The organism is Hymenobacter sp. BT188, assembly GCF_014333585.1.
Classification (GTDB): domain Bacteria; phylum Bacteroidota; class Bacteroidia; order Cytophagales; family Hymenobacteraceae; genus Hymenobacter.
Genome location: NZ_JACSCW010000001.1, coordinates 758853 through 770585, shown reverse-complemented (window position 1 = coordinate 770585; position 11733 = coordinate 758853). Strand labels below are relative to the sequence as shown.

Sequence of the window (11733 nt, the reverse complement as noted above, 5' to 3'; positions counted from 1 at the left end):
GCACCGGCGGGGCGGCAGCCAGCTTCCTGCATTTAACCCTTTTAACCTACTCCAACCATGTTTAATCTCTTTAATTCAACTTCGAAGGCATACCAGAACCTACAACCGGCCGAGTTTGCCGCTGGCTTGCGCCAAACCGGCGCGCTGCTGCTAGACGTGCGCCGGCCCGACGAGTTTGCCGCCGGCCACCTGCCCGGGGCCGTCAACCTCGACGTGACCAGCCCCGAGTTTGCCCAGCGTGTGGCCACGCTGGACAAAGCTCAGCCCACTTACGTGTACTGCCGTAGCGGGGCCCGCTCCGCCACGGCCGCCGCCCAGCTCACCGGCGCCGGCTTTTCGACCGTAGCCAACCTGCTGGGCGGCGTCATGGACTGGCCCGAGCAGCTGGTTCACTAGCCCCCGGCTCCTTTCCTGCCGGACTGGGCAGCCCATGCCCCTGGCCATTTTTTTCCTGTTTTCCTTTTGATTTTTTTGCTTTATGCTTGAGTTACTTCGCCAGCCTTGGCCCTGGTACGTGGCCGGCCCCCTGATCGGGCTGACCGTGCCCGCGCTGCTGCTCATCGGCAACAAAGCCCTGGGTATCAGCTCCTCCCTGCGCCACGTGTGCGCCGCCTGCGTGCCTGCCGGCATTCCTTTTCTAACCTATAATTGGCGGGCTGAAATCTGGAACCTGTTTTTTGTGCTCGGAATTGCGGTGGGGGGCTTTTTAGGCTATCAGGTGCTGGGCCACCCCGATACCATTGCTATCTCCCCCGAAACAGTCCGCGATCTGAAAGCTCAAATGGGTCTGACAGACTTCTCGGGCTTATTACCCAATGAGCTGTTTGCTCTGGAAAACCTGGCCAACTGGAAAGGCTGGGTATTTTTGGTGCTGGGGGGCTTTTTGGTCGGTTTTGGCACACGCTACGCCGGGGGCTGTACCTCGGGCCACGCCATTTCGGGCCTCTCCAACCTGCAGTGGGTGTCGCTGGTGGCCGTTATCGGCTTCTTTATCGGGGGCCTGCTCATGACCTGGGTGTTTTACCCTTTGATGTTTTAACCGTCCTGCTCCATGAAGAATCTGAAATACCTGGTGCTGGGCATATTATTCGGCATCATCCTAACTAAGAGCGAAGTCATCAGCTGGTGGCGCATTCAGGAGATGTTCCGCTTCCAGAGCTTCCACATGTACGGCATCATCGGCTCAGCCATTGTGGTGGGGCTGATTTCCATTCAGCTCATTAAGCGCAACCACTTGAAGACCCTCAACGGCGAGCCCATCGCTATTGCTGATAAAAAGTACAATCACGGCACCTGGATTGGGGGCATCATCTTCGGACTGGGCTGGGCCCTGACCGGCGCCTGCCCGGGCCCGCTGTTCGCGCAGCTAGGCAGTGGGGTAGCCGGGGCGGCTGTGCTGATTCTGGCCGCGTTGGCCGGCACCTGGACCTACAGCGCCCTGCGCGAAAAGCTACCGCATTAACTTGATCTGGCCGCGGCCGCCTGCCTCCAACCCGCGCCGGCTTTCTCTCTTTCTACGTTCCCCATGGCTCCTCGACTCGGCTTGCGCGAAAACTGGCGACAATTTACCCTCCTGATTTTGGTGAATGCCTTCGTGGGGGGCATGGTAGGCCTAGAGCGCACGATTCTGCCCCGACTCGCGGAGCAGGAATTTCATCTGGTGGCCCGTTCGGCTATTCTGTCCTTCATCGTGGTGTTTGGGCTGACCAAAGCCGCCGCCAATTACTACGCCGGCGCTTGGGCAGAGCGGCTGGGGCGAAAAAACCTGCTAGTGTTGGGCTGGGTTATCGGTCTGCCGGTGCCATTACTCTTGCTCTGGGCGCCCTCCTGGAGCTGGGTCATTGCCGCCAACGTGCTGCTGGGTCTCAACCAAGGCCTGGCTTGGTCGAGCACCGTAGTAATGAAGATTGACCTGGTGGGGCCGCGGCAGCGGGGGCTGGCCATGGGCCTGAACGAGTCGGCGGGCTACTTGGCGGTAGCTGCCACAGCCTTTGCCTCGGGCTGGCTGGCCACTGAGTACGGCCTACGCCCTTACCCGTTCTACCTTGGCATCGCGCTAGCGGCACTAGGACTCTTGAGTTCTCTCTTCGTACGCGATACCCACGCCCACGTGGCCCTGGAAGCCGCTCAGACCCCAGCTGGGCTGGCAGGGCCGCCCCTTTCCTTCTGTGACATCACCTGGCGCCACCCCAATCTAGGCTCGGTCACGCAGGCCGGCCTAGTCAATAACCTCAACGATGGTATGGTCTGGGGCCTGCTGCCCCTGCTGCTGGCCAGCAAAGGATACACGCTGACGCAGATTGGCACAGTAGCCGCAGTGTACCCGGCGGTATGGGGCGTGGGCCAGTTGGTAACTGGCCCCTTATCTGATCGGCTCTGCAAAAAAGACCTGCTGTTTTGGGGCATGCTGCTGCAGGGGGCAGTGCTGCTAGCTATGCTCTTCATTTCTTCCTACCCGGTGTTTGTACTGCTGGCCGGCCTGCTCGGAGCGGGTACAGCGTTGGTGTATCCCACTTTCCTGGCCGCCATTGCTGAGTACGCCCCCACCGCCCAACGGGCCCGCAGCCTGGGCATTTTCCGTCTCTGGCGCGACGCGGGCTATGCCGTGGGGGCTCTGCTCACTGGCGTGCTGGCTGACACGCTCGGCTTACCCGCCGCGCTGGGTGCTATCGGTGGACTTACAGGGCTCTCAGCACTGGTGATTCGCCGCCGTATGTATTGCCTACCGGAAGTTGAACCGTCGACGGTGCCGACGCGCAGTTGCCTGCGACCCACCAGTCTTACCTTATTTTCTCGATTTCGTTGTGGCTTCTCCTTCCTTGCTGATGGTGTTAGTGGGCACTTTCGAGTGGGCTCTTCCTGATGGGAGCGGAACTAGGCCTACTGATCGTTACCCAGCTGCATCTCCCGGGTTAGGCAAAAAGGGACGTAAACCAGTTGCAGAAAATATAGTGTACCTATGGAGGGCCTATTAGCCAAGGTTAAGCAGCTATGGGTATCCTGAAAAAGCCCCCCATGCATCATATGGGCCGCGCGGTAAGAGGCCACGAACGTCTCCCCTTCTACCTAATAGGTTGGCTGTTGGCTTCAGAAGATAAAACAGTAGTAGACGGCACGTTACACCCGAATTGGCGGCAACGACCAGCCTTTCTTCACGGCTAGTAGTCGGAAGCCCGTAATCACGGCAACCGACACCAGAAAAGCAACGGTTGGGTCTACGTGTAGTCTGAGGGCCATAACGTAAAGAAGTGCGCCGGTCAGGCAGGGAGTAGCATACAATTGCCGCTCAAATACCAAGGGAACCTCATTGGCGAGCGTGTCGCGGATAACGCCGCCAAACAGCGCCGAAACGATACCCAACAAAACCGCCGCCCACGTATTCACGCCCGCATGCAGCGCTTTCTCTAGGCCCAGAATAGTGAAAATTCCGATTCCCAGGGTGTCGAACACCAGCAAGGGGCGTTGCAGGATGCCCAACCACCAGCGGCGGCAGACAATGGCAATCAGGACGCTAACCAGGATGACTATCAGGTAGTTGGGGTCACTGATCCAGGTCACGGGGTAGGCGTGGATGATGACGTCGCGCAGGGTGCCTCCGCCAACCGCAGTTACAAACGCGAAGATGAACAAGGTAAGAATATCGTGGTCTTTCTTCTTATGTACAGCGGCTAACGTACCAGATATGGCGAATACGCCGGTCCCGATTAACTCCGTCGCATAGATTACATTCATGGAAATACTTCCTAAGTGATGAGTTGGTAAGAGCGGGCGAGAGCGGTAAACGCGGCCACCTGTTGCTGCTCCCACTGGGCGTCGCGGCCAAGCTCTTCCGCCAGCAGGGCTGCCACTACCGGGGCGCAGCGCACGGCCGCGGCGGCGTCGAGAAAAAGTACGCGGACGCGGCGGGCCAGCACATCTTCTACGGTGCGGGCCAACTCATAACGGGCAGCCCACACCACCTGTACCCGTTGGAATGGCAGCTCCGGCACCAGGCGCTGCCCCAGCGCTGGCCGCTCTTCCAGGAGGCGCTGCAAGGCGGGCCGGTCGCTGCCGTAGCCGGCGAAGTGGTGGGCGTGGTCCGGCGTAGCCTGGGCGCCGTGAATGGCCAGCTGGGCCGTGCGGCTGGGTTGCGGGGGCAACTTTCCTACTACAATGGCCTGGTCTATCGTATCTTGGCCCATGCGGCGGTAGGTGGTCCACTTGCCGCCGCTGATGGTAATAAGGCCCGCGGCAGAAACCAGAACTTGGTGTTTGCGTGAGAGGTCCTTGGTTGGGGTGGCGCCGGCCGCGGCAGCCAGGGGGCGCAGGCCCGCAAACACGCTCCGCACATCGCGGCGCTGGGGCGGGTGGGCCAGATAACGGCCAGCGGTGCGCAGGATAAACTCGACTTCGGCTTCCAGGGCCTGCGGCTCCCAGCTGGGCTCTCTCAGGGGCGTGTCTGTCGTTCCCAGAACCACTCGTCCCTGCCAGGGCACGGCAAACAGCACGCGGCCATCATCGGTTTTGGGAATCAGCAGGGCGTCGTCACCGGGCAAAAATGCCTGGTCTACTACGAGGTGTACGCCCTGGCTGGGCTGCACCAGCGGGCGCGTGCCGGGCGTGTCAAGCTGCCGAATTTCATCGACGAAGATGCCGGTAGCATTGACCACGACGGTTCCCCGCAGCTCGTAGGGTTGGCCGGTTTCTTCGTCGGTGGCTTGCACGCCGCACACACGGCCCTGCGCATTTTTTAGCAACCCGCGCACGGCCATGTGGTTGAGCACCGTACCACCCATCTCGATGGCCGTCTGGGCCAGGTTCACGGCCAGACGGGCGTCGTCAAACTGCCCATCGTGGTAGCGCACGCCCCCGCGCAGGTCCCGCGAGCGGACATTCCCCAGCCGACGCAGTGTTTCGGAGCGGCTCAGGAATTCCGAGGAACCCAGGCTGCGGCGGCCGGCCAGCCAGTCGTAGAGCTTCAGGCCCAGGGTGTAGAAGGCCGCATCAATCCAGGAGTAGACAGGAATGAGAAAAGCTTGGTTGGTAACCAGGTGGGGGGCATTTTGGAGCAGCAGGCCTCGCTCTATTAGTGCCTCGCGCACCAGCCCCACGTCGCCCTGAGCCAGATAGCGCACGCCGCCATGCACTAGCTTGGTGCTGCGGCTGCTCGTTCCCTTGGCAAAGTCCACCCGTTCGAGCAGCAACGTCCGGTAGCCCCGACTGAGCCCGTCCAGGGCCACGCCCAGGCCCGTGGCGCCACCCCCAATGACGATCAAATCCCAGTTGAGCTGGCCGGCGAGTTGGGTAAGCAGGGTGGCGCGGTGAAATGCCGCGGCGTTCAGGGGAGGAAGCATGGCATTTGGTTACGCGGACAAAGCTTAACAGCAGAAGAAAAAAGCCCCCCCGCTCGGAATGCGGCCACCGGTCGGTAAGGTAGCAGGTTGTTCACTGCGTTTGAAAGCACCAAGTAAGTGCAGACCTACTTCGCCGCCACCGTTTTCACCAGCAGCGTGGCGTCATTTAAACCCTAAGAGGTGGCTTTTAGTGTAATGGTGCCCGGGTGCGTTTTTTGCCCGAAAATTAATCAGCCCCTGTGTGCTGCCTCCTAACTTGTTATGTATTCTAATACCTCCCGCGTTCTGCGGCTACTCCACTAGTATAGCTTTCGGTCCGTGCCAGCGGTGTGGGGGCTTTTTTCAAGCCGTCAGAACCTGAGGGCTCTAACTGATTGCCTGTTCAATCTCCATTTCGTCTGTGGCATCAGGCTTGAATTCTTACTCCCCTACCCTAACCTGCGGCCGCTCCACAAGCATGAGGTTCGGTGAGCTGCTAACGGCGCGGGCACGGCGAGAATATCTTGCCACGAAGGCACTGGGGGGCAAATATTACCAGAACCGATTGGTGCACACCGTCTGAGCCTTTTTCTTCAGGCGCAATCCCAGCAGCACTTCGTGGCTGCCGCCGTGGTAGCCAGCCAGTTCGGAGAGGCCAGCGTCGTAGGAGTAGCCCAATGTGAGCTGCTCGTAGCTTAGGCCCACCATGGCCACGGCCGAGTCGAAGGCGCGCCAGGATACGCCTACCCACAGCAAATCCTGGTACTTAAGCTTGGCGTTGAGGTCAACCGAAAGCGGGGCCGGGTTCACGGCCTTCACCAGCACTGATGGCACCAGCGACCACTCCCGGCTAAGCGGCAACCGCACCCCGGCTGTGGCAAAATAGTGCCGCTTCAGCGAGTTGCCGGGCGCGCCCTCCCCGAGCAGATCGGGCCCGTAGGAGAAGTCGAGCTTATTGGCTAGCAGCTGCGCGCTGGACAGGCCCACGTAGAAACTGGAGCTGTACACCCACAAGCCCACCGACCCGTCCAGCACCTGCGAGGCGGCGCTGGCTGCCTGGGTTGTGGGGTCGAAGAATCGCAGCTTCTGCCCATCGACGGCAAACTGCTGCATGCCGACCGATGCGCCCAGCGCTGCCCGCAGGTCGGGCCGGAGCACCAGATTATAAGCATAGGAAACATAGGCGCCGGTCCGGCTCGTGGGCCCGGTTTCGTCTCGGTACACAAGGCCACCCAGGGCGTGAAACGGCCGCCGCCGGTCGCGCAGGGTCCGCTTGGTAGTGGTGCGCCACTTGCCCAGCGAGGAACTGCCGCTGACATAGTAGGTTTTGGGCGCTCCCTCCAGGCCCGTCCACTGGGTACGGTAGCTGAACTTGATGTCAATGTAATCTTCCACGCCCGTTGCGCCCGGGTTCAGGATGTAATTATTGTTCATGTACTGGCTGTACTGCGCCTGCTGCTGGGCACGGGCGGGCGCCGCCAGTAGCAGCAGCGGCAGCAGCAGTAGAGATAAAGCTCTTTTCATAACAGGGTTTGCCTAATGGGTCAAGCAAAGAGAAAGAAGGTCCGGCAGCGCGGGTCGCCGCCGGCCATTTGGTTAGTATAGAATCGTAATCGACCCGCTATAGGACTTGCCCAGCGGGCCTTTCGTGACGACGACGTAGTAGTAAGTGCCAACCGGCGCAGGCTGGCCGTTCATGTCACCGCGCCACTCATTAGCCCGGCTATAATTAGTAGCCGAGAAAACCTTGTTTCCCCAGCGGTTAAACACGTTCACGGTATTGTCGGGGTATTGCTCGATGAACTCAATCTGCCAGGTGTCGTCGCGGCCGTCACCGTTGGGCGTGAAGGCGTTGGGAATGCGGATAGCTGGGCGCACTGTCACCGTCACCTGGTCGCTATCGGCGCAGCCCCCTTCCCCGGACGAGAGAGTGTAGGTTGTGGTCACCGTGGGTGCGGCCACCGGTCGCAGCGGGTTGTTGGCCGGGATAGTCAGTCCCGCCGCAGGCGTCCACGTCACGGGGTAAGTGCCATCGGCGCGGCCTTCCAGTATCACCGAGGTGCCGGCCAGAATCTCCTTATCGGGGCCGGCATCCACGTCAACTGGGGGTTGAATGCGCACCGGCACACCGTTGGATACTGCCGTAACTGGCTGACCACAGGCGTTGATAGTGCGCAGGCGCAGGGTCACGGTCTGGCCTTCGCGTAGCGTCGTGCTGGTAAAGACCGGGCCGGTGGCGCCGTTCACGTCATTGCCGTTGATCTGCCATTGGTACTCAGGGGCCGGCCCGGCCCCAGTTACACTGGCCACGCTAAACGTAAGCGGCGCGCCCAGGCAAACGGGTCCGCCCGGCTGTACAGCAATGGCCAGCGTGGGCAGCGGCGTCGGCGTGCGCGTCACTGTGACCGTAGCCACGGCCGGAGCCGCGCTGCACAGGCCCGCCGTGGGCGTTACCTCCACCCGTACCTGGTCGCCCGTGACCAGGGTGCTGCTGGTGAACGTGGGCCCACTGGCAACGGCTACATTGTTCACCAGCCAGCTGAACGTCGGCGCGGAGCCGGCATTCGTGGCCACGGCCGTAAAGGTCAGGGCCGTGCCGGCGCACTGCACGGGCGGAGGCGCTAGGCTCACACTAGGCGTCACTACGGGCTGCACCTGAATCGTCACGACGTTGGACACATTTGTGGCGCAGGTACCGGTGCCCGAGGTTACCCGGCGCCGGTAAAAGGTAGTGGCTGTGAGCGCGCCGGGCGCGAAAGTTGGGTTTGTAGCGCCGGGAATTGCCCCCCAGGTAGTGTTGTCCAAGGATGATTCCCACTGATAAGCAAACGTGCCGGTGCCCCCACCAGCCGCGCTGGGGCTAGTGAGCGGGGCTGGGGTCGCGCCAGCGCAGATGGTTTGGTCAGCAGCAATGCTGCCGGCCGTCAGGTTCGGCAACACCGTAACGGCGACGGAGGGCGTAAACACAGACCCGCAGGCCCCCGACGTGACCCGGCGCCGATAGTAGGTGGTAGTAGTGAGCGGTCCGGGCGCATAGCCCGCGTCGGTGGCCCCTACGATGGGCTCCCAACCAGCGTTATTCCCAGAAGACTCCCACTGGTACGTGAACGTGCCGGCACCCCCGCTGGGACCTGCCGTGCTGGTGAGGGAGGCGGGAGTAGCGCCCGGACATAGCGTCTGGTCGGTGCCAATGGTGCCGGCCGTCAGGGCAGGCAGCACGGTGATGGTAACAACATTGGAAAAGACCGGAGCGCAGGCAGGGCTGGCAGTGGCTTGGCGCCGAAAGTAAGTAGTAGCCGTGAGTTGGCCCGGTGTATAGGTCGAGGCTGTAGCACCGCCCAAAGGCGTCCACGTCGAATTATCCGCGGATGATTGCCACTGGTAGACGATATTACCCGCGCCGCCGGCCTCGCTGGTACTGGTGAGGGGAGCCGGGGTCGCGCCAGCGCAGATGGTTTGGTTAGCGGCAATGCTACCAGCCGTCAGGTTCGGCAACACCGTAACGGCGATGGAGGGCGTAAACACAGACCCGCAGGCCCCCGACGTGACCCGGCGCCGATAGTAGGTAGTAACCGTGAGTGGACCGGGTGCAAAGGTCTCGCCCGTAGCACCGACAATCGGCTCCCAACCGGCGTTATTCCCAGATGATTCCCATTGATAAGCAAACGTGCCCGTTCCACCCGTGGCCGGGGCCGTGCTGGTGAGTGACGCAACGGGGGCGCCGGCGCACACGGTTTGTTCAGCGGCGATGCTGCCCGCCGTCAGAGCCGGGGCGACGGTGATGGTGATGACATTCGACAAGGCCGGGGCGCAGGCGCTGCCCGAGCCCGCCTGCCGCCGAAAGTAGGTGGTAGCGGGAAGGGAGCCCGGCGCATACGTAGGTCCGGTGGCGCCCCCGATGTCGGTCCAAGTGGTGTTGTCCAGCGAGGACTGCCACTGGTAGGTGACGGCGCCGGTACCCCCAGTGCCTGGGGTCTCGCTGGTGAGGGGAGCAGCCGGTGCGCCCGCGCATAGAGTCTGATCGGCGCCGATGCGGCCCGCCGTCAGGGGCGGCACTACAGTCAGTCTCACCACGTTGGAGGGCGGGGGGATGCAGGCCCCGGAGCGCACCTGGCGACGGTAGAAGGTAGTGGCCGTCTGCTGCCCGGGCGCGAAGGTTTCGCTGGTGGCGCCAGGAATTGTCCCCCATGTGACGTTGTCCGCCGACACTTCCCACTGATAGGTAAACGTGCCGGTGCCGCCCGTGGCCGGGGCCGTGCTGGTCAGGGGCGCTGCCGCGCTGCCGGCGCACACGGCTTGATCGGACCCGATGGAGCCGGCGGTCAACGCTGGGGTTACGGTGATGGCGACCGAAGCCGTAAAGGTGGGCGTACAGTAAGGACCGGATCCGCTAGGCAGAAGCAGTTGAGCGCGCCGCCGGAAATAGGTAGTGCCGACCGGTAGCGAGGCGGATGGCTGGAAGCTGGGCCCAGTCGCTCCGGGGATGGGGCTGAAGGTGGCGTTATCCGTAGACGATTCCCACTGGTATACCAAGGGCAGGCCAGCGTCGCTCGCCCCGTTTACCGTGCTGGTCAGCAGGGCCGGCGCGGTTCCCGCGCACACCGTTTGGGGGGCGCCAATGCTCCCCGGCGTCGGCAGGGCCGGTACCCGAATAATGCCCCGGGTTTCGCGGCAAAAGCAGTCGTTGGTGATGCGCAGCGTAATGGTGTAGTCGCCGGGCGTAGCATAGGTGTGAACGGGGTCTTTTAGACTGGAAGTGGTGCCGTCGCCGAAAGTCCAGGCATACACCAGATCGGGGGTTTGAACGGCGAAGCTGGCTTGAAAGGAGATTTCCCGACAAGCCGTGATTTGGGCCCCAATGCCGACGCGCAGCAACGAGCTTTGGTTGAAATTAGGCAAGCCCAGCCCGCTGCGCCGCCCGCCCAGCGCCAAGCTGTCGTCGGCGTAGGCGGCCTTCGCGCCCAGGGAATCGGGGTAGGTGATAAAGCCCAGGCCGGGCGCGTTTTCGCGGGCCACGTAAATCTTGTCGTCCGGGGCGGCCTGCATGGAGCCCAGATTAACTGGGGGATTTTGATTGAGCGGAATAACCTGCTTGCTAGCTGTTATGTTGGTGGCACTCAGATCAAATTGCAGCAGCTGGGGCGGACTCTGCACTGTGGCGTAGAGGTAGTTGCGGCTGGGCGAAAACTCCACGCCGTAATAGCGACCGGCCCCTTGGTCGACGATCTGCGGGTTGCTAACTATGCCCGTCTCGGCGTCGAAGGCAAACAGCTCCACGGTGCTGCTCGCGTCGCCCAACGTTTCGCTGAAGCGGGCCACAGCCAGCTGCTCGCCATCGGGCGACACTTTCATCTGGCCGCGGTAGCCCTGAGGCGAAACGCTCGGCGCGTGCCGGGCCCCCACGGTCGAAATAACGGGCGGGCTCTGCACGCCGGCCGGCGTCACGCGGTAAGCCAGAAAGGAGTCGCCGCGGTTCTCGGTGCCGGAGGTTGCCTCGCCCCAGCCGTGCACGATTATCCAGATGTCACAGCCGTTTTTGTGGAACACACCCGTCATCTTTTCGGCTGTACCGCGGGTGAGGAGCGTGTTTTTGGTGGCAGCCACTACCTCGCCTTGTCCTGCAGTCCCGGCAGGGGGAATTACAATTTCCGAGTAGCTCAGGCCCTTGGGGCCACCCATGGCGTCTTGGGTGAAGATAAGGTAGCGCCTTGGCGCGCCCGGAAGAACTATACCCGGCCGCTTGATAGCCAGGGGGCCGTCGGTGGCGAGACGATTGCCCCCTATGCCAGTGCCGTTGAGCATGATGTTGTGGTCGCGGCTCCAGACGGTGTCGCCGTTGCTGTAGAAGAGCAGGCTGCCATTGCCATCCGACATTACCCCGGAGCCGGCGGGTGCCACCATGCGGCCATCAGTCAGCACTTTGGGCGGAATAGTGTCCCTAGCTTCGTTGAAGTCCAGGCCTGCCCGCTGGCCGAAGTACCAGGTATTGATAAACTTCTCATCCTCGCTGCACTCCGGGGGCGGCGTCGCCTGTGCGAGAGCCGTGGTAGCTGCGCCGCTCAGCAGCAAGAGCAGGAGCGTCAGCAGCCAACTCATCACTAGGCTGGACGCGGCCATCGGTCGGGAAGGAATTTTAATAAAAAGGGCAGAATGCGCTAGCGCTGCGGGCATAGTGAAGCAGGAAAGTGGGCGGACTGGTCAGCAGGTACTCAGAAAGATAATTATAACTCACCGCCCAGCAGGAACGGAGCCTAATTAAATGGCCAGTTTAAACTAAAAAAAGTACTGTCAACTGGTTTTAGTAAAGCTACGCACTGCCCGCCAGGTTTGTGCAAGGCAATGTCCGAATAGTGATGCCGGACCTAACTCACCACCAACACAATGAGTCGGCTCGCCGCTTCGCTAACAAGGCAGTGACAGA

Annotated in this window: 8 protein-coding genes; 4 read left to right on the top strand and 4 right to left on the bottom strand. The window is 61.8% G+C overall.

What is annotated here, in order from left to right; translation table 11 throughout:
- The first annotated feature begins 57 nt into the window (after positions 1 to 57).
- From H8B13_RS03020 to H8B13_RS03005, 4 genes are all read left to right on the top strand, one after another.
- Positions 58 to 396 (top strand): rhodanese-like domain-containing protein, encoded by a 339-nt coding sequence (locus H8B13_RS03020; protein ID WP_187309330.1) that lies wholly within the window; start codon positions 58 to 60, stop codon positions 394 to 396.
- Positions 397 to 478: 82 nt separating this feature from the next.
- Complete coding sequence (locus H8B13_RS03015; RefSeq protein WP_187309329.1) at positions 479 to 1039, top strand: YeeE/YedE family protein; 561 nt, start codon at positions 479 to 481, stop codon at positions 1037 to 1039.
- Between the two features lie 12 nt (positions 1040 to 1051).
- Complete coding sequence (locus H8B13_RS03010; RefSeq protein ID WP_187309328.1) at positions 1052 to 1462, top strand: DUF6691 family protein; 411 nt, start codon at positions 1052 to 1054, stop codon at positions 1460 to 1462.
- A 63-nt stretch (positions 1463 to 1525) separates the two neighbouring features.
- Positions 1526 to 2863 carry an MFS transporter gene (locus tag H8B13_RS03005; RefSeq protein WP_187309327.1) on the top strand — a complete coding sequence of 446 codons (1338 nt, stop codon included), beginning with the start codon at positions 1526 to 1528 and terminating at the stop codon, positions 2861 to 2863.
- A gap of 254 nt (positions 2864 to 3117) precedes the next feature.
- On the opposite strand, the gene H8B13_RS03000 is transcribed toward H8B13_RS03005, so the two are convergent.
- The 4 genes from H8B13_RS03000 to H8B13_RS02985 all read right to left on the bottom strand — a co-directional run bounded on the left by H8B13_RS03000 (position 3118) and on the right by H8B13_RS02985 (position 11429).
- Complete coding sequence (locus H8B13_RS03000) at positions 3118 to 3732, bottom strand: trimeric intracellular cation channel family protein (RefSeq protein WP_187309326.1); 615 nt, start codon at positions 3730 to 3732, stop codon at positions 3118 to 3120.
- Positions 3733 to 3743: 11 nt separating this feature from the next.
- Entirely contained in the window at positions 3744 to 5333 is a 1590-nt protein-coding gene (locus H8B13_RS02995; RefSeq protein ID WP_187309325.1) for a glycerol-3-phosphate dehydrogenase/oxidase, read from the bottom strand.
- Between the two features lie 531 nt (positions 5334 to 5864).
- Complete coding sequence (locus tag H8B13_RS02990; protein WP_187309324.1) at positions 5865 to 6836, bottom strand: type IX secretion system membrane protein PorP/SprF; 972 nt, start codon at positions 6834 to 6836, stop codon at positions 5865 to 5867.
- 72 nt (positions 6837 to 6908) lie between these two features.
- Positions 6909 to 11429: a gliding motility-associated C-terminal domain-containing protein gene (locus H8B13_RS02985; protein ID WP_187309323.1), complete on the bottom strand. Its 4521-nt coding sequence runs from the start codon at positions 11427 to 11429 to the stop codon at positions 6909 to 6911.
- Positions 11430 to 11733 lie beyond the last annotated feature (304 nt).